This is a genomic window from Ruegeria sp. YTSA135 (genome assembly GCF_059610165.1).
The window spans coordinates 377,632-395,459 of sequence record NZ_JBXWNC010000001.1 but is presented as its reverse complement, the minus strand read 5'-3'; the positions used below and the strand labels follow the sequence as shown (position 1 = coordinate 395,459).

At 57.7% G+C, this 17,828-nt stretch carries 17 protein-coding genes; 14 read left to right on the top strand and 3 right to left on the bottom strand.

What is annotated here, in order from left to right; translation table 11 throughout:
• Nucleotides 1-12 precede the first annotated feature (12 nt).
• From AC2FIT_RS01950 to AC2FIT_RS01935, 4 genes are all read left to right on the top strand, one after another.
• Complete coding sequence (locus tag AC2FIT_RS01950; RefSeq protein WP_496826117.1) at nt 13-1,335, top strand: PQQ-like beta-propeller repeat protein; 1,323 nt, start codon at nt 13-15, stop codon at nt 1,333-1,335.
• Nucleotides 1,336-1,383: 48 nt separating this feature from the next.
• Nucleotides 1,384-2,847: a ribosome biogenesis GTPase Der gene (der, locus tag AC2FIT_RS01945; protein ID WP_496826115.1), complete on the top strand. Its 1,464-nt coding sequence runs from the start codon at nt 1,384-1,386 to the stop codon at nt 2,845-2,847.
• Between the two features lie 162 nt (nt 2,848-3,009).
• Complete coding sequence (locus tag AC2FIT_RS01940) at nt 3,010-3,996, top strand: fatty acid desaturase (RefSeq protein WP_496826113.1); 987 nt, start codon at nt 3,010-3,012, stop codon at nt 3,994-3,996.
• Between the two features lie 92 nt (nt 3,997-4,088).
• The gene (locus tag AC2FIT_RS01935; RefSeq protein WP_496826111.1) at nt 4,089-4,691 is read left to right on the top strand and encodes a helix-hairpin-helix domain-containing protein; all 603 of its coding nucleotides are present in this window, start codon (nt 4,089-4,091) and stop codon (nt 4,689-4,691) included.
• Nucleotides 4,692-4,751: 60 nt separating this feature from the next.
• Here AC2FIT_RS01935 and serS read toward each other — a convergent pair whose 3' ends face one another.
• Together serS and AC2FIT_RS01925 are read right to left on the bottom strand one after the other, a co-directional pair.
• The gene (gene serS / locus AC2FIT_RS01930; RefSeq protein ID WP_496826109.1) at nt 4,752-6,044 is read right to left on the bottom strand and encodes a serine--tRNA ligase; all 1,293 of its coding nucleotides are present in this window, start codon (nt 6,042-6,044) and stop codon (nt 4,752-4,754) included.
• A 71-nt stretch (nt 6,045-6,115) separates the two neighbouring features.
• Nucleotides 6,116-7,780, bottom strand: a complete 1,665-nt coding sequence (locus AC2FIT_RS01925) for a mechanosensitive ion channel family protein (protein ID WP_496826107.1) — start codon at nt 7,778-7,780, stop codon at nt 6,116-6,118.
• Between the two features lie 202 nt (nt 7,781-7,982).
• Here AC2FIT_RS01925 and yajC point away from each other — a divergent pair, with 202 nt between their 5' ends.
• The 10 genes from yajC to AC2FIT_RS01875 all read left to right on the top strand — a co-directional run bounded on the left by yajC (nt 7,983) and on the right by AC2FIT_RS01875 (nt 14,893).
• On the top strand, nt 7,983-8,270 hold the full coding sequence (gene yajC, locus AC2FIT_RS01920) for a preprotein translocase subunit YajC (protein WP_496826105.1): 288 nt from the start codon (nt 7,983-7,985) through the stop codon (nt 8,268-8,270).
• 33 nt (nt 8,271-8,303) lie between these two features.
• Nucleotides 8,304-9,965 (top strand): protein translocase subunit SecD, encoded by a 1,662-nt coding sequence (gene secD, locus AC2FIT_RS01915; protein WP_496826103.1) that lies wholly within the window; start codon nt 8,304-8,306, stop codon nt 9,963-9,965.
• Between the two features lies 1 nt (nt 9,966).
• On the top strand, nt 9,967-10,935 hold the full coding sequence (gene secF / locus AC2FIT_RS01910) for a protein translocase subunit SecF (RefSeq protein WP_496826101.1): 969 nt from the start codon (nt 9,967-9,969) through the stop codon (nt 10,933-10,935).
• Nucleotides 10,916-11,674 (top strand): TSUP family transporter, encoded by a 759-nt coding sequence (locus tag AC2FIT_RS01905; RefSeq protein WP_496826099.1) that lies wholly within the window; start codon nt 10,916-10,918, stop codon nt 11,672-11,674. Before secF ends, AC2FIT_RS01905 begins: the two co-directional genes overlap by 20 nt.
• 9 nt (nt 11,675-11,683) lie before the next feature.
• Entirely contained in the window at nt 11,684-12,037 is a 354-nt protein-coding gene (locus tag AC2FIT_RS01900; RefSeq protein ID WP_496826097.1) for an Mth938-like domain-containing protein, read from the top strand.
• A gap of 66 nt (nt 12,038-12,103) precedes the next feature.
• Complete coding sequence (gene ccmA, locus AC2FIT_RS01895; RefSeq protein ID WP_496826095.1) at nt 12,104-12,718, top strand: heme ABC exporter ATP-binding protein CcmA; 615 nt, start codon at nt 12,104-12,106, stop codon at nt 12,716-12,718.
• A complete protein-coding gene (ccmB, locus tag AC2FIT_RS01890; RefSeq protein WP_224889320.1) occupies nt 12,715-13,371 on the top strand; it encodes a heme exporter protein CcmB in 657 nt (218 codons plus the stop codon). The genes ccmA and ccmB overlap by 4 nt, the downstream gene beginning before the upstream one ends.
• Nucleotides 13,372-13,432: 61 nt before the next feature.
• Nucleotides 13,433-14,206 carry a heme ABC transporter permease gene (locus AC2FIT_RS01885; protein ID WP_496826093.1) on the top strand — a complete coding sequence of 258 codons (774 nt, stop codon included), beginning with the start codon at nt 13,433-13,435 and terminating at the stop codon, nt 14,204-14,206.
• Nucleotides 14,203-14,361, top strand: coding sequence for a heme exporter protein CcmD (ccmD, locus tag AC2FIT_RS01880; protein WP_496826092.1), 159 nt, complete (start codon nt 14,203-14,205; stop codon nt 14,359-14,361). The genes AC2FIT_RS01885 and ccmD overlap by 4 nt, the downstream gene beginning before the upstream one ends.
• A complete protein-coding gene (locus tag AC2FIT_RS01875; RefSeq protein ID WP_496826090.1) occupies nt 14,354-14,893 on the top strand; it encodes a DsbE family thiol:disulfide interchange protein in 540 nt (179 codons plus the stop codon). Before ccmD ends, AC2FIT_RS01875 begins: the two co-directional genes overlap by 8 nt.
• 114 nt (nt 14,894-15,007) lie before the next feature.
• On the opposite strand, the gene acnA is transcribed toward AC2FIT_RS01875, so the two are convergent.
• The gene (gene acnA / locus AC2FIT_RS01870; protein WP_496826088.1) at nt 15,008-17,698 is read right to left on the bottom strand and encodes an aconitate hydratase AcnA; all 2,691 of its coding nucleotides are present in this window, start codon (nt 17,696-17,698) and stop codon (nt 15,008-15,010) included.
• Between the last annotated feature and the right edge of the window lie 130 nt (nt 17,699-17,828).

The following is a 17,828-nucleotide window of genomic DNA, read 5'->3' as shown; positions in this document are numbered from 1 at the left end:
GTTCGGAGCATCATGGTGACAAGTCTTTTCTCCCGCGTTGGATTGTCGGTTGGGGCGCTATCTCTGATGGTGCTCGCGGCCTGTGAAGAACCCGAGGTTATCTTGCCCGGTCCGCGCGAGGATATTCGCCCCACGTCGGACAATGCTGCGGTTGTGACACGTGGCTCGAAACCGATAAGCCTGCCCGCACAGTCTGCGAATGCCGGGTGGTCGCAAAGCCCCGGCACTCCTGCATATCGGACGAACAACGCGGCCCTGCGCGCGACGCCACAGCGGATTTGGTCTGCCTCTATCGGAGACGGGGATTCCCGCAAGCGCCGCATCACGGCTGAGCCTGTCGTCGCCGGGGGGCTGATCTATACGCTGGACGCTGGCGCGACCGTTTCCGCCGTCACACCCGCGGGGCAGGTCGCCTGGAGCACGAACCTGATCCCGGCATCTGACGGTGACTCGGATGCGACGGGCGGCGGGATGGCCTATGCCAACGGTGCTCTTTACGTGTCTTCAGGGTTTGGCCGGCTGTCGGCGCTGGATGCAAAAACCGGAGCGATCAGGTGGCAGAACCGCCTGAACGCCACCGGCAGCGGCGCACCATTGGTCAATGACGGTCTGCTGTACCTTGTTGCGGGCGATGAAACCGGCTGGGCGGTGAGTACAAAAGATGGTCGTATTGCCTGGCAGATTCAGGGCTCGCCCAGCGTTGGTAACGTTTTGGGGGCTCCGGCCCCGGTGATTGCGTCTGATCTTTCGGTCTTTGCGTTCGGCTCTGGCGATATTGCAGCAACCTTCCGCAGGGGTGGAATTCGGCGCTGGAACGCTTCGGTCGCGGGGGGACGCCGCGGACGTGCGGCGGCGCAGATCGTGGACGTGACCGGGGGGCCGATGGTTGTGGGCGACACGATCTATATCGGTAACCATTCGGGCCGTACCGTTGCATTTGACGCCGGATCGGGCGAGCGACTGTGGACTGCGAACGAAGGTGCCGTGGATACCGTTTGGCCTGCGGGCAACAGCCTGTTCCTGATCAGTGACCGCAGCCAGTTGGTGCGGTTGGACATCTCGGACGGTTCTGTCATTTGGACGCAAGACTTGCCGGGTTTCGTAAAGGACAGGCCGAATCGTCGCGGTCCGGTCTTTGCACATTATGGCCCGATCCTGGCCGGAGGGCGCATCGTGATCGCCTCGAATGACGGGTTCCTGCGCTTCTTTAACCCGGTGGACGGAACGCTCGTGAACCGTGTTGAAGTGCCGGGTGGCGCCACCACAGCCCCCGTTGTGGCCGGACAGACGCTGTATGTCGTCTCGACCAAGGGTGATCTACACGCTTTCCGTTGACGGCAAGATGCGCTAAACGGCGCGTCTGAGTCTTGAAAGTTGAGTATCATGTCGTTGACCGTCGCCATCGTGGGGCGCCCGAATGTGGGCAAATCCACTCTGTTCAACCGCCTTGTGGGCAAACGTCTGGCCTTGGTCGACGACCAGCCCGGCGTGACGCGTGACCTGCGCGAAGGCGAGGGGCGGCTGGGCGACTTGCGGTTTACCGTGATCGACACGGCAGGGCTTGAGGACGCAACGGATGACAGCCTGCAGGGCCGGATGCGCCGCCTGACCGAGCGTGCGGTGGACATGGCCGATGTCTGCCTGTTCATGATCGATGCCCGGGTGGGCCTGACGCCCACCGACGAAATGTTCGCTGAGATTCTGCGCAAAAGGTCCAAGCACGTGATCCTTGCCGCGAACAAGGCTGAAGGCAACGCGGCGGATGCTGGTGTGCTAGAGGCTTACAATCTTGGCCTTGGCGAACCGGTGCGCCTGTCGGGCGAGCATGGCGAGGGGATGACAGACCTTTACGCGCAGCTGATGCCTTTGGCAGACGCGGCGGATGAACAGGCAGAAGACGACGCGCCGGAAACCGATATTACGTTGGATGAAGATGGCGAGGGAGAAACCCCGCAGATCACCGCGGCCAAACCGTTACAAGTTGCGGTTGTAGGGCGTCCGAACGCCGGAAAATCCACCCTTATTAACAAGATCATCGGCGAAGACCGTCTGCTGACCGGACCTGAAGCTGGCATTACGCGCGATGCGATCAGCCTGCGTATCGACTGGGCCGACCCCGATGGCGACAGCACGCCAATGCGAATTTTCGACACGGCGGGCATGCGTAAAAAGGCCAAAGTGCAGGAAAAGCTGGAGAAGCTCTCGGTCTCTGACGGGCTGCGCGCGGTAAAATTCGCCGAGGTTGTGGTGGTTCTGCTGGATGCCGCCATCCCGTTCGAACAGCAGGACCTGCGTATCGCTGACCTGGCAGAGCGTGAAGGACGCGCTGTGGTTGTTGCTGTCAACAAATGGGACGTCGAAGAGAACAAGCAGGAAAAGCTGCGCGAGTTGAAAGAGGCCTTCAACCGCCTGCTGCCACAATTGCGCGGTGCCCCATTGGTCACAGTTTCTGCAAAGACTGGCCGTGGGCTGGAACGCCTTCGCGCGGCTATTCTGCGGGCCCATGATGTCTGGAACCGGCGCGTTCCGACGGCCGCGTTGAACCGCTGGCTGACAACCATGCTGGAACAGCATCCGCCGCCTGCGCCGCAAGGTCGTCGGATCAAGCTGCGCTATATGACACAGGCCAAGACCCGTCCGCCGGGCTTTGTCGTGATGTGCTCGCACCCGGACAAGATGCCGGACAGCTATACGCGGTATTTGGTAAACGGTCTGCGTGAAGATTTTGACATGCCCGGAACCCCCATCCGCCTGACATTGCGCGGGCAGGGCGACAAAAACCCGTACAAAGGACGACGTAAGAAAAACGCGGGCGCGCTGGCTAAACATCTGAAGGGCCGCGCGTAACTGCGCCAATTTTCAGCGTTTTCGGTGGAAGGGCGTGACAGGCCCATTGCCGCAGGCTAGCATTCGCCTGCGTGCATGCGTTTTCTGCGCGCGACTTGAATACGAGGAAGATGCAAATAGTTTCGCTATGATATTAACTTGGCCAAAGGTGGGGCAAGCTGAATGAATTTGCGGGAATACACACGGCAATATGCGGTTCAGGACAACAGACTTGCCGCGTTAAGTTATTTTGGAACCTTTGCTGTCTATTTCGGGTCATTGGCATTGGCGATTGCCTGTGTCGATCGCTGGTACATCATGGTCCCAGCCGGGGTTGTCTTCGCCTTCTCAGCCGTACGCCTTTACGTTTTGCAACATGATTGCGGTCATCATTCGCTGTTTGAAACGCGGGCGCAGAATGAGTGGGCCGGGCACGGATTGTCACCTTTCACCTTTGCCCCGTTCGAGGTGATGAAGCAAAACCACAATCTGCATCATGCGGGGATCGGCAATCTTGAGCACCGTGAGACGGGCGAAATCCACACCATGACGCTGCGGGAATGGAACACAGCAAACTGGCAAACGCGACTGTTCTATCGCCTCTACCGCAACCCGTTCATTCTGGTTCCGGTCGGCGCGTTGTTTACATATTTCATTCGCTACCGCTGGCCTAAAAATACGGTGCGCTTTGGGGTCAGGGGCGTGCTGCTGCACAATCTGTCGATCATCGTATTTCTTGGGCTTCTTTTTCTTATCGCAGGAAGCACGGGCATTTTAGTCTGGCTTGTGTTTTCTCTGTTGGGTGGGATGTTGGGTGTCTTTCTGGTGTACCTGCAGCATAACTTCGAAGACACGTACTGGGACCGCCGTCCGGATCTTGACCCGCAACTGGCGGCGCTACAGGGATCGTCTGCATTGGACTTTGGCTGGTGGTTCGACAATGCCGTGGCCTGTATCACGCTGCATGACATTCATCACTTCAATTCACGCATCCCGTCATATCGCTTACGCGCGTGCCACTATAACCTTCCACCCGAGTACACACCGCGCCGGATCAAATTCCCCGAGGCGGTGGCGGCGTTGAATTTGAAACTCTGGGATGAGGACGCAAAACGCCTTGTGCCCTTTCCCAAAAGCAGTCGCGCTAGTAGTCTTGCTCAGACCAATTGATAAACAGGAATGATATCAGCGCCTATCGGCTTGCCAAAGTGTATATCCGCTGTATATACAAATAAATATCAGGGAGAAAGGAAGGCCTCGTAATGACTGCAGTGACCGACGTTAACGGTGTAGGAGACGCGCTTGGGCAGGCGCTGATTGCCAATGGATTCAAGACCGCCGAAGCCGTCGCAAGTGCCAGCCTCGACGATCTGGTCAAAGTCCCACGCATAGGGGCCGCGCGCGCATTGATCTTGATCGCTGCAGCGAAAGAGGCGATTGCCACCAAACCCGCAGCAGCAAAACCCGCGGCGCGAAAGCCAGCCGTAGCGAAGACAGCGACACCAAAATCGGCATCACGCCGATCGCCAGCGCGCAAACCTGCACCCCGCAGACCTATATCCAGAAAAACCGTAGCAGCCGCTGCGGCCGAAAAACGCGCTGAGGACGCGGCACGCAAAGCTGCCGAAGAAAAAGCCGCAGCCGAGGCCAAGGCCCGTAAAAAGGCAAAAGCCAAGGCCAAGGCCGAAAAGGCAGCCAAAAAGCTGCAAGAGATGGAGGCCGCATTCTCGAAGGCCAAGGATAAGGTGAAAGCCAAGGTCAAGAAGAAGGATAAGAAATCCAAGAAAGGCGGTAAGAAAAAGGACGACTCCAAGAAGGATAAAAAGAAAGACAAGAAGAAGGATAAGAAAAAGACGAAGAAGTAATCCTTCTTCGCCTTGTGTTTCTTGTTGAACCGGCACCGCTTGGCGCGGTAGCCGGTTTTTCTATGCCAGTGTACCGTCGACTTGCAGCGTCAGCTTGCCGCCAAGATAAGGGGCAAGGACCTCGGGCAGGGTCACCGTACCGTCCGCATTCTGGCCATTTTCAAGCACGGCGATCAGGCACCGTCCGACCGCCAACCCCGAGCCGTTCAACGTGTGAACGTACTCTGGCTTACCACCAGCTTCGGGACGGAAGCGTGCATTCATTCGACGGGCTTGGAAGTCACCGCAGGTTGAGACCGAACTGATCTCACGATAGGTGTCTTGACCGGGTAGCCATGCTTCGATGTCGTAGGTGCGGCGCGCACCAAAACCCATGTCGCCCGTGCACAAGATGACGGTGCGATAGGGGATGCCAAGCTTTTCCAGAATCCCTTCAGCGCAGCGCAACATGCGTTTTTGTTCGTCATCCGATTTGTCCGGATGGGTGACCGAGACCATCTCTACCTTTTCGAACTGGTGCTGACGCAGCATGCCGCGCGTGTCTTTGCCGGCCGATCCGGCCTCGGACCGGAAGCACAGGGAATGCGCGGTATAACGGCGGGGCAGGTAGCTTTCTTCGATCATCGTGTCGTTGACGATATTGGTCAGCGAAACCTCAGAGGTCGGGATTAACCACCAACCTTCGCGGGTTTGATAGCTGTCTTCGCCGAATTTCGGCAATTGGCCGGTGCCCTGCATCATTTCGGACAACACCAGGACGGGGCCATTCACCTCGGTCAGACCGTTTTCGTTGATATGCGTGTCCAGCATGAACTGCGCCAAGGCGCGGTGAACGCGGGCAACGCCGCCAGACAGCAGCACAAAGCGCGAGCCCGAGAGCTTGGCGGCGGTCTCGAAATCCATTCCATTCTGAACAGATTCGATTTCGAAGTGCTCTTTGGGCGCGAATCCCAGTTCCCGCGGAGTACCCCAGCGGTTGATCTCGACATTGTCGGCCTCGTCCGCGCCTTCGGGCACATCATCAGCGGGCAGGTTAGCGATACGAATAAGCTGGTCGGTCAGCAGAGCGTCAAGGTCTTTCGCCTCGGTCTGCATTCGGGCGACCTCTGCCTTTTTCTCTGCCACCAATGCGCGAAGGCGTTCGAATTCGGCCTCATCGCCGCGCCCTTTTGCGGCACCCACCTCTTTCGAGGCTTTGTTCTGTTCGGCCTGCGCGGTTTCTGCCGCCAAAATCTTGGCGCGGCGGCTTTCGTCCAGCCGCAGCAGGTCTGACGACACCGGCGCGTCCCCACGGCGCGCAAGGGCGGCGTCAAAGGCGGCTGGGTTTTCGCGAATGGCGCGGATGTCGTGCATGGTTCAGGTCCTTAATGCGTGAATCACTCGCGTCGCTTATGCACCATCTGAAGGGCGGGGTGTAGCACCGGTTACGACTTGTCGGCATCCGCGTGCGTTTCATGCGCCAGATGGCCATCCCATTCCACTGCCGGAATCTTCGGCTCGGGCGGATCGGCCATGTAGGATGGCGTCATGATCTGCACGTTATTCTCATTGAAAACGGCCACGATGTTGCGGTGCAGGTCGGATTTGATCTTTGGAATGCTACTGCCGCGCGTGGTATAGCCATTGATCTGATAGTTGATCGCGTAATCGGCCAAAGCGGTCCACAGCACGAATGGTTCGGGCCTGATCTTAATTCCGTTGGTGCGATTGGCGGCCTCGATCAGCATCGCCTCAACCTTTTCGGGCGGTTCCTCGTAGCCGACGCCGACGGTGGTATGCAGCAACAGACCGCTACCGTCGGTTTTCTTGGAAAAGTTTACCACGTCCGAGTTCATCAACTGGGCATTCGGAATCGAGATCAGTTCATTCTTGATGGATTTCAGATGCGTCTCCATCAGTTTGATTTGCACCACATCGCCAATGTGATCCCCGATCTGGATACGGTCCCCGATTGAGGTTGAGCGGCGATAGATCACGAACAATCCCGCAAGCATGTTGGACACGACCGAGTTCGCGCCCAGTGACAGCATCGCGCCAACCAGAATGGTCAAGCCCTGAAAGGCCGCCGAATCCGACCCGGGAATGTAGGGCACCGCAAAGACCAGCGCGATCAAAATCACCACTACCCGGGCGATGTTGAATGTCGGACTGACCCAGTGCTTCTCGAAATCGCCTATGTCGAACGAGCCTGCCTCGACCGCATCGAAGAACACGCGCATGCCCTTGATGATGTACATCGTGACCCAGGTGATCAGGCCCAACATGATCAGATTGGGGATGTAACCAATGATGCCCTTAAAGATCAGCAGCGCCGGCTCGGTCAGGTAAGTCAGCAGCAGCTGAGCGAAATAGCGTGTCTCGGCGAACGCCAGAAGGACGAACGAGAGGTAGTAGTAAAAGCCGACGAAGAAGATGACCAACAGGACGAAGTTCAGGGCGTAGCGGACCAACGCGGCAATCGCTTCGGCCTGTACGCTTTTGGCGGTGGCTGTTTCCACGTCGCGCAAATACCGTTTGACGAATTTCAGCGTTCGGCGCCGGATACGTCGGTACACCCAAAGGATCGCCACGCTAAACACCACAAAGCCAAGCGTCCAGGCCGCGGCCTCGATGGCGCCAGAGACAAGGGCCTGTTCGGTCCGGTTGGCGCGGTACGAGATGATGGCATCCTCGATGGCTTCGCCATGCAGAAGGCTGAGAACGTCCAGTTCCATCTGCTCCAGTTCGGCATCGGCCGCGGTGACCAGGGATATGACTTCCCCGTCAGCCAGGATGCGGATACCCAGATCGGTCTCTTCGAAGGAGATGTCGATGGTTGGGTTTTCTGACGCTTCGGCGACGTCGACGATTACGGTCTGAAGACGCTCGGCCCGCTCAGTGGCGGGCAGGGCGCTTGAGCCGCGCAGAAAGAACAGCGTATCGCCGTCAACGATTACCGGAGCCTTGAAAACTTCTGAGTCGCTGATCTCGGTCTCGCCCGGCTCGGTAGAAGTCTCCTGCGCAAGGGCGAAGGAGGACAAAAGCAGGATTGCGCAGGCTGCGCGCAAAAGATGCACCAGCAACTCGAAGGGTTTCAAGTTCCTTGGCATTCGTCCTCCTCGCCCCCGACTATATCCAAGTCCGCGGACGTTCCTAGGACATATCTGCAACGCTTCAAAACATCCTGAGGGCCGGTCACGGAAATCCGACGCATTCCTAAACCGCCTCTGCTTGCAAACGGCCGCTTCAAAGCATAGGTTCTCGCAAAATTTGCGGCGCTCGTTCGCAACTCCAAACCAAAAGGAATATCCCATGGAAGGTGGCGCAATCGCCCAGTTTCTCCCGCTGATTCTGATCTTTGCGATCATGTATTTCCTGCTGATCCGTCCGCAGCAGAAGAAGATGAAACAACATCAGGCCATGGTCGATGCCGTGCGCCGGGGCGATCAGGTGGTCACCCAAGGCGGCGTGATCGGCAAAGTCTCGAAGGTCAAGGAAGGCGAGAACGAAATTGAGGTCGAGATCGCCGAAAACGTGAAGGTCCGCGTGGTCAAGTCAACCATCGCCCAGGTTTTGAACAAGACTGAGCCGGCGAAGTAACTTCGCGCGATAATCCCTTATAAAGGCAGGGTAATGCTGCAAATTGATACCTGGAAGCGGGTTCTGATCTGGCTGGTCTGTGTGACTGGCCTGCTCATGGCTCTGCCGAATGCGTTTTACACGCGCGTCGAGCAATCCAATGATGCCAAGGCCGGAATTGAACTTGGCATCGACACTCCGGAATTACAGGCCGAGGCGGCGCAGTGGCCCAATTGGCTGCCGTCCTCTTTGGTCAATCTTGGCCTGGACTTGCGCGGCGGTGCGCATTTGCTGGCCGAGGTGAAGGTCGAAGATGTGTACGAATCCCGGATGGAGGCGATGTGGCCGGAAATCCGGGACGCTCTGCGGGATGAGCGCGCCACTGTCGGCACGATCCGCAAGCAGGAGTCGGCCCCGGATGAGATTCGCGTGCGCATCAGCCAGCCTGATGGCATGTCGCGTGCGCTGGAAGTGGTGCGTGGTCTTGCGCGACAGGTACAGACCCTGACCGGAGTGGGGGCCACTGATATCGAAGCCCGCGCCGAGGGTGACACGATCGTCGTACAGCTCTCAGAGGCTGAGAAACTGGCGTCTGATGACCGTACTGTTCGGCAGGCGCTGGAAATCATCCGACGTCGTATTGACGAGGTGGGTACGCGTGAGCCGACCATTCAACGTCAGGGTGCCCAACGCATCCTGATTCAGGTACCCGGTATAGGAAGCGCGGGTGAGCTGAAAGAGATCATTGGCACCACCGCGCAACTGACCTTCAACCCGGTCGCCGGGCGTGGCACCGAGCCGGATGCCGTACCGGGTATCGGCCAAGAGATCGTGCCATCCATTGATGAAACGGGTGTTTTTTACACGCTAGAGTCCGCTCCGGTGGTAACTGGTGAAGAATTGGTGGACGCGCAGCCTTCGTTCGATCAGAACGGTCGCCCTGCGGTCAGCTTTCGGTTCAACACCTCGGGTGCGCGCAAGTTTGGCGACTATACGCTTGAAAACATCGGCGCGCCCTTTGCCATCGTACTGGATGATGAGGTGATTTCAGCCCCCGTGATCCAAAGCCATATTCCGGGCGGGTCGGGAATTATCACCGGGAATTTCACAGTTGAAGAAAGCACCAATCTGGCCGTCCTGTTGCGTGCCGGCGCGCTGCCTGCTGGGATGGAGTTCCTGGAAGAACGCACCATCGGCCCCGAGCTGGGGCAAGACAGTATCGACGCGGGTCAGGTGGCAACGGTCGTCGCTTTCGTCGCGGTGCTGGTCTTCATGGGGCTGAGCTACGGTCTGTTCGGCGTTTTTGCCAACATCGCGCTTATCATCAACGTGGGGCTTTTGTTTGGTCTGCTTTCGTTGATCGGGGCAACGCTGACATTGCCGGGTATTGCGGGCATCGTTCTGACCGTCGGCATGGCGGTCGACGCAAATGTGCTGATCTTTGAGCGTATTCGCGAGGAGCTGAAATCGGCCAAAGGCCCGGCGCGCGCGATTGAACTGGGCTATGAAAAGGCGCTGTCGGCGATTTTGGACGCCAACGTGACAACGTTCATTACCGCCGTGATCCTGTTTGCGATGGGCAGCGGCCCGGTGCGCGGGTTCGCGATTACACTTGGGCTGGGCATCCTGACGTCGGTCTTTACGGCGATCTTTGTGACTCGCCTGATGATCGTGATGTGGTTTGAACGGCGCCGTCCGAAAATGATCGAGGTTTGACATGAGACTGAAACTCGTACCCCAAAATACCTCGTTTGATTTTTTCAGCCGCTGGAAGGCTTGGCTGGGCATTTCGGGCGCATTGATGATCGTGGCGTTTGTGTCCTTCATGCTGCAAGGGCTGAACTTCGGTATCGATTTTCGCGGCGGGACGACGATCCGGACCGAAAGCGCGCAAGTGATTGATGTCGGCGCGTATCGCGACGCCATCGCGCCACTGGAATTGGGCGACGTTTCGATCACCGAGATTTTTGATCCGACATTCGGGCCGGATCAAAACGTCGCAATGATCCGCATCCAAGCGCAAGAAGGGGCCGAGGCCGTATCGGCTGCTACGGTTACAGCTGTGGAGCAGGCGCTGAAGGTCGCGGCACCCGACATCGAGTTTGCATCCGTTGAATCTGTTGGCCCTAAAGTTTCAGGCGAGTTGATCCAGACCGCGGTAATCGCCGTTGTGTTGGCTATCGGCGCCGTGCTTGTCTACATCTGGCTGCGCTTCGAATGGCAATTCGCGCTTGGGGCTGTGGCTGCTCTTGTCCATGACGTGATTCTGACCATTGGCATCTTCTCGGAACTGCAAATTCGATTTGACCTGGCCATCATTGCGGCGTTGCTGACCATCGTGGGTTATTCGCTGAACGACACTGTGGTCGTATTCGACCGCGTGCGCGAGAACCTGCGGAAGTACAAGAAAAAGGACCTCAAAGAGGTCTTGAATATCTCGATCAACGAAACGCTCAGCCGGACCGTGATGACCTCGGTGACCACGCTGCTGGCGCTGATCTCGCTCTACGTACTGGGCGGTGACGTGATCCGAGGGTTCGTTTTCGCGATGATCTGGGGTGTGATCGTGGGGACGTATTCTTCGGTCTTCGTAGCTTCGACCATCCTGCTTTGGCTGGGGGTCAAACGCGACTGGTCAAAGCCGTCCAACACTTCAGGCAATCAGTTTGCCAATATCGACGCCTGAGTTTTTCGGCCAGTCCCCAACGGGGCTGGCCGTTGTTCTTTTTGCCGCCTTTGTCGGCGGTGTGGTCCGCGGCTTCTCGGGTTTTGGGACCGCGTTGGTATTCCTTCCAATTGCCGCCCCTTATCTTGGCCCTTTTGGTGCTTTGATTGGTTTAACCATCATGGACATTTTCGGCCCATTGCCGAACCTGCGCCGCGCTTGGCATGCCGTGGATCGGGGCGATCTGGTTCGCTTGCTTGTGGGGTGCGTGTTTTTTATGCCGGTTGGGCTGTGGGTGCTGACGCAAGTTGCGCCCGAGGTTTTCCAATATGCAGTCAGCCTTTTGGGGCTTTCGATGTTGGTCGTCCTGATCCTTGGGGTTCGCTATCACGGCCATGTTGGCCGCGTCATGGTTGCTGGCATCGGCGGGGCCGCTGGGTTTCTGGGCGGCGCGGCGGGTTTGCCCGGTCCGGCGGTGATCCTTTTCTATATGTCGCGCCCTCTGCCAGTCGACGTCATACGCGCAACAATTCTCTTGTTCCTGTTTGGATTCGATTTCCTTCTTCTTGGGTTTTTGACGGGGATGGAGCGGGTGACGTTGGCTGCATCGGCCCTTGGTTTCGTGCTGGCCGTACCTAATCTGTTGGGCAATTGGCTGGGCGGTTGGTTGTTCAGGCCACAGCACGAAAAGCTTTACCGGGGTGCTGCTTATCTAACGATTGCAGGAGCGGCCTTGTCTGGCCTACCGCTTTGGGGATAGAACACGCTCATGCGCCTGAATGAGATTTCTTATACCAACGCGGCCCCGATTGACGGGTATGGCCCCGGGTTTTTCCGGATTGGCGGGCAGGTTTACCAGGGCGGTGTTGTGACTGGTCCGGCCGGAACGGCCTCTTGGAGTGGATACACTGACGACACCCCGTTGCTCGCGCTGGCCGACGCCGTGGATGTTCTGTTTATCGGTACGGGTGCGGACCTGTCGCATATTCCATCTGACCTGCGCGCGGCGCTTGAAAACGCTGGGCTGGGGGTTGAGATCATGAACTCTCCGGCCGCGTGTCGCACTTATAACGTGCTGTTGTCAGAAGGGCGGCGTATCGCGTTGGCCCTGTTGCCAGTCTGATCTGTCTGAAACCTCTGCTTCAAATCTTGTCTTTTGCCCCTGACGGCAATGAGATAAGCGGGACTTATGACATTAACTGTGACCGATCTGGCCATCGCCCGTGGTGGCGTTCCCGTGCTTGAAGGCCTGAGCTTTGCGCTGCATCCGGGTAGGGCGCTGATATTGCGCGGGCCGAACGGGATCGGCAAAACCACCTTGCTGCGGACGCTGGCCGGGTTGCAACCACCACTGTCCGGCCAGATTTATGGGGCCGAAGATCAGATCGCTTATGCCTCGCATTCCGATGGGTTGAAACCAACGTTAACGGTGATGGAGAACCTGACGTTCTGGGCGTCGGTCTTTGGGACAAAGGGTATCCAACACGCGTTGGACGCCTTTGCGCTTAACGCGTTTTCAGATCGCTATGCGGGCAATCTGTCAGCGGGGCAGAAAAGACGGCTGGGTCTTTCGCGGATGCTGGTGACAGGGAGGCCGATCTGGATGCTGGACGAGCCGACCGTTTCGCTGGACCGCGACGCCGTGCAGATGTTCGCCGAGGCCGTGCGTAATCATCTGGTGCAGGGCGGATCGGCCCTGATTGCAACCCATATTGACCTGGGCCTGGACGGCGACGTGTTGGACGTCACCCCGAACAAAGCCAAGCCGCAACCCATCGACGATCTCGACGGAGGTTTCCTGTGATCGCCTTGCTGATGCGCGACCTCAAACTGGCCTTCCGCGCGGGTGGGGGCTTTGGCCTTGGTCTGGCGTTTTTCCTGATCGTGACGGTGTTGGTTCCGTTTTCAGTTGGGCCGCAATCCTCCTTGTTGTCGACCATCGCGCCGGGTGTCTTATGGCTGGGCGCGCTGTTGGCCTGTCTGTTGTCGCTGGACCGGCTTTTGGCGCTGGATTGGGAGGACGGCTCGCTGGATTTGCTGGCAACCGCGCCTCTGCCGCTTGAATCCGTGGTCACGATCAAGGCGCTGGCCCATTGGCTGACCACCGGCCTGCCACTGGTTCTGGCCGCGCCATTTCTGGGGATACTGTTGAACCTCCCGGTGCCGGGGTTCTTCTGGTTGGTCATCTCGCTGCTGGTCGGCACCCCGGCCATGAGTGTGATCGGTACCTTTGGTGCGGCCCTGACCGTTGGCCTTAAACGAGGAGGTCTCTTGCTGTCACTGCTTGTGCTGCCGCTATACGTGCCAACTCTGATTTTCGGGGCCGAAGTCGCGCGCCGCGGAGCCACCGGGATGGAGACCCAGACCCCTCTGTTGATGCTGGCCGGAATTACAGCGGCTACTATCGCGCTATTGCCCTTCGCAAGCGCCGCCGTTTTGCGTATTAACCTTCGATGACGCGGTCAAACTTTGACGGATGTCAATTGAGAACGAACACGAGTCGGACTAAATAACACCCATGTCGATCGCTGCCAAAGCCAACTCCCTCTGGGAATATGCCAATCCGCGGAAATTCCTCGCGACTAGTGAGCGGGTATTGCCGTTTTTCTGGATCACTTCGGCAGTCTGTGTCGTGGTCGGGCTGGTGTGGGGGTTCTTTTTTACACCAGATGACTACAAGCAGGGGTCGACCGTAAAAATCATCTACCTGCATGTCCCGGCGGCGTTGATGGCGATCAATTGCTGGCTGATGATGCTGGCGACGTCTTTGATTTGGCTGGTGCGGCGGCACCATGTCAGCGCGCTGGCTTCACGCGCAGCAGCCCCGGTGGGTATTGTCATGACCCTTATTGCGCTGGTGACCGGAGCGATCTGGGGCCAGCCGATGTGGGGTACCTGGTGGGCTTGGGATCCCCGCCTGACCTCGTTCCTGATCCTGTTTCTGTTCTATCTTGGCTATGTCGCTTTGTGGGAGGCGATCGAAGACCCCGATACCGCCGCTGATCTGACCTCGGTGCTGTGTCTGGTTGGGTCCGTTTTCGCGTTGCTCAGCAGATACGCGGTGAATTTCTGGAACCAGGGTCTGCATCAGGGTGCATCGGTGATGCGTGTCGCTGCGGTGACCGGTGCGGACACAGAAGAGAAGGTAAGCAACGTTTATTTCTACCCGCTTTTGCTTTGCATCATCGGGTTCGTGCTGTTGTTCATCGCATTGGTCTTGTATCGCACCGGCACTGAAATTCGGGCGCGGCGTATCAAAGCGCTGCAAGCGCGGGAAAGGGTAAGCGGATGATGCCCGACCTTGGGAAATATGCTGACACGGTATTGTGGTCTTATGCGGCGTCGATTGTTCTGCTTGTATTGCTGCTGGTGATCAGCGTGGTACGCGGGCGGAAAGTGCGCGCCGAGATGGAGAAGATCGAACAAAGGATGACGCGCGATGGCTAAAATTTCTCCGCTGATGATTGCGCCGCCTCTTATCTTCGGCGTATTCGCGGTGATGGCTGGCTTTGGTATGTTTCGCGACGACCCAGATGCGTTGCCTTCGGCGCGGGAAGGGCAGCCGGCACCGCCTGTTGTGCTGACCGAGTTTCCGGGGAAAACGATATTCGATGATGCCACCCTGCGCGACGGTGAGGTCAAGCTGGTCAATTATTGGGCAAGCTGGTGCGCGCCCTGCCGGGCTGAACACCCCAACCTTGAGGCGCTGTCCAACGAAGGTATCCCCGTCTACGGCATCAACTACAAGGATAAGTTGAACAACGCTAAGGCATTCCTGACTGAGCTGGGCGATCCTTACCGGGCTATCGGACAGGATGAAAACGGCCGAATGGCGCTGGACTGGGGTCTTTACGGCGTGCCCGAGACCTACGTCATCGACGGAGACGGTACGATCGTCCTGCGCTTTGCCGGACCAATCACCCAACGTGTCATTGAAAGCACGATCCGACCTGCATTGGAAAAGGCAGCGGGAAGCTAGTGCCTCGTACCTTTCGAATGCGGCAATCCGCCTGTCGACCACTGCGACAAGCTGCTTCGGAAATACCAAAGGGCGCCCCGTAGGACGCCCTTTTTTGTTGTTTAGCACGCGGGTTTAACTTGCTTTGGCAAGGTTGCGCAGCACGTAGTGAAGCACGCCACCGTTTTCGATGTATTCGATCTCGGGCGCGGTATCGATGCGGCACTTGAGGGTGATGGTCTTTTCGGTGCCGTCGCCATAGGTGATGGTGCAGGGCACTTCTTGCAGCGGTTTGACCGAGTCCAATCCATGGATTGAAACGGTCTCATCCCCCTTCAAGCCCAGCGACTTGCGTGTATCGCCGCCGGTGAATTCGAATGGGATAACACCCATGCCAACAAGGTTCGAACGGTGGATACGCTCGAAACTTTCGGCGATCACAGCCTTGACGCCCAGCAACGCGGTGCCCTTCGCGGCCCAGTCGCGTGACGAACCTGCACCGTATTGTTCGCCGCCGAAGACAACCAGCGGTACCCCCTGTTTCTGGTAGGCCATCGACGCCTCGTAAACCGAGGTCTGCTGGCCATCTGGACCTTTGGTATAACCGCCTTCGACACCATCCAGCATCTCATTCTTGACCCGGATGTTGGCAAATGTGCCGCGCATCATCACCTCGTGATTGCCGCGGCGCGATCCGTAAGAGTTGAACTCACGCGGTTGAACCTGGCGTTCTGTCAGATACTTACCCGCCGGTGTCTGTGTCGCAAACGACCCTGCGGGCGAGATATGGTCGGTGGTGATCATGTCACCCAAAATCAGCAGAACCTTTGCCCCTTCGATGTTCGAGATCGTTCCCGGCTCGGGCCCCATGCCTTGGAAATATGGCGGGTTCTGGATGTAGGTTGACGTAGGCGGCCAGTCATAGGTTTCCTGTTGGGGAACCTCGACCTCGCGCCACTTCTCATCACCTTTGAACACGTCCGCATATTTCGACTGGAATGCTTCGCGCGTCACGGTCTGTTCGACAAGTTCGGCGATTTCGCTTTGTGTCGGCCAGATATCGTTCATGAAGACGTCGTTGCCATCTTTGTCTTGACCGATCGGCTCGGATGTCACGTCGATATCCATGGTGCCAGCCAGCGCGTAGACGACAACCAGCGGCGGTGAGGCAAGATAATTGGCGCGCACGTCCGGCGAAATCCGCCCCTCGAAGTTGCGGTTGCCCGACAGGACCGAGGTCGCGACCAGATCGCCTTCGGCAATTGCTTCGCTGATCTCTGTCTGGAGCGGGCCAGAGTTGCCGATACAAGTGGTGCAGCCGTAGCCCACAAGGTTAAACCCGATGGCGTCCAGATGTTCCTGCAGACCGGCGGCCTCAAGGTATTCCGATACCACCTGCGATCCGGGTGCCAAAGATGTCTTGACCCAAGGCTGGCGGTTCAGGCCGAGCTCATGCGCCTTTTTTGCCACAAGTCCGGCGCCGATCATCACATAAGGGTTCGAGGTGTTGGTGCATGAGGTGATCGAGGCGATCACAACCTTGCCCGATTCCATCGTATAGTTTTCACCCTTGACCGGCACTTCCTTGCCCATCGGACGTTTGAAAGTGCTTTCCATTTCCTGGCGGAAAGCGGCCTTGGCATTCGTCAGTGGAACATAGTCCTGCGGGCGCTTGGGCCCCGAGATGGCCGGAACGATAGTGGCCATGTCCAACGAGAGCGTGTCGGTGTAGATCGGTGCATAGTTTTCATCCCGCCAGAACCCGTTTTCCTTGGCATAGGCTTCGACCAGCGCCAGACGCTCCTCATCGCGCCCAGTATTGCGCATATAACGTAGGGTTTCGCCGTCGATGGGGAAGAAGCCGCAGGTTGCGCCGTATTCCGGGGCCATATTGGCGATGGTCGCACGATCAGCCAGTGGCAAACGGTCCAGACCTTCGCCATAGAATTCCACGAATTTGCCCACCACACCTTTCTCGCGCAGCATCTCGACGACCTTCAGCACAAGGTCCGTGCCAGTGGTGCCCTCGACCATCGAGCCAGTGAGTTCAAAGCCCACAACCTCGGGGATCAGCATTGAGATCGGCTGACCCAGCATCGCGGCCTCGGCCTCAATCCCTCCAACGCCCCAGCCCAGAACGGCCATTCCGTTGACCATGGTGGTGTGACTGTCAGTGCCAACCAATGTGTCGGGGTAGGCGACGTCTTCCCCGTTCTGGTCTGTGTCGGTCCAGACGGTTTGGGCCAGGTATTCCAGGTTCACTTGGTGGCAGATACCAGTTCCCGGCGGCACCACGCGGAAGTTGTTAAAAGCTGACTGACCCCATTTCAGGAACTGGTAGCGTTCCATGTTGCGCTCATACTCGCGGTCGACGTTCATCTGGAACGCGCGGGGGTTGCCGAATTCGTCGATCATGACCGAGTGGTCGATAACCAGATCCACAGGGTTCAGCGGATTGATCTTTTGCGCATCGCCGCCCAAACCCTTGATACCGTCGCGCATCGCAGCAAGATCAACAACAGCCGGAACGCCGGTGAAGTCCTGCATCAGAACGCGGGCAGGTCGATAGGCTATTTCCCGTGGGTTTTTGCCACCATTGGCCGCCCACTCTCCGAAAGCTTTGATGTCATCGACCGAGACAGAAAAACCGTCATCCTCAAATCTCAGCATGTTTTCCAGCACCACTTTCAAAGCGGCGGGTAGACGTGAAAAATCGCCCAAACCAGCCTCTTGTGCTGCTGGGATCGAATAATATGAAATGGACTTGCCATTCACGCTCAGGCTGCGACGTGTCTTGGCTGTATCCTGTCCGACAGTAATGGGCATTTAGTGGTCTCCCTCTCAAATGACTTGGATATTGGGATTCGCTGCTTTTTTTTTCTCTAGTATGATCGCTGCGCGTTCAAGGCTAAGATGCTTTGGGGTGTTATCTGTATACCGAGGAACGCAAGGCAAG